General features: G+C 71.1%; 1 pseudogene. It reads right to left on the bottom strand.

What is annotated here, in order from left to right:
• A pseudogene (locus HUW62_RS49560) lies at nt 1-659 on the bottom strand (hypothetical protein); the annotation flags it as partial.
• Between the last annotated feature and the right edge of the window lie 102 nt (nt 660-761).

The raw sequence follows: 761 nt of genomic DNA on the forward strand, positions 1-761 counted from the left end.
CTTGGGGGGCGTGGAGCGGGATGCGTGAGGGGCTCCTCGTCGCCGAGCGCCATGGGAGACAGGTCGTCCTCCTCCGCGCCCAGGGCCATGAGCATGGCGGGCCGCTCCCCGACGAGCGTGGGGGCGTCCTCCTCCTGGAGCGTGGAGGGCTCCAGGTCGTCGAACCCGGGTGCCTCCGGGGTGAGGAACTCGCTGCCGTCCAACAGGGGAAGCTCCTCGGTGCGGCTGCGCCGGGGCGGGCTGACAGGCGCGCGGTGCAACTCCAGCACCCCTCGCTCCAGCAGGGCCTTGAGGACGACCTTCACCTCGATTTCAGGCAGCCGGGCCGCGAGCGCGAGTTGGGGGACGGCGTGGACTCCGTCGACGAAGGACGCGATGTGCGCCTCGAACGGGTGCAGGGGTTGCAACGCGATGTCCAGCCCGGCGCGCAGGTGGGGCACGGTGTTCGCGTCCATGGGCACGGTGAAGCGCGCGGTGGCCAGGTCGTGCGCCGCTGGACGCTGAGGGGGCGGCCTGGGCACCTCCATGGTCCTGCTGCGCTGGGGCGGAGAGAGCAGGGCCCGGACGATGGTGGGCTCGGTGATGATGTACTCCCCGCTGGCCTGCTCCGGGTCCAGGAGCAACCCGCAGTGCTCGCACTGGAAGTCGTCCCCTTCCACCGTGCCCCTGCACTCTGGACATTCTAGTTTTGCGGCCATTTCGGACCCATCATAGCGCCCCAGGCCCCCCATCACCCGACGCCCCCAGGGGCGGGGTGGAGA

It is taken from the genome of Myxococcus sp. AM011, assembly GCF_013372595.1.
Lineage (GTDB): Bacteria > Myxococcota > Myxococcia > Myxococcales > Myxococcaceae > Myxococcus > Myxococcus eversor.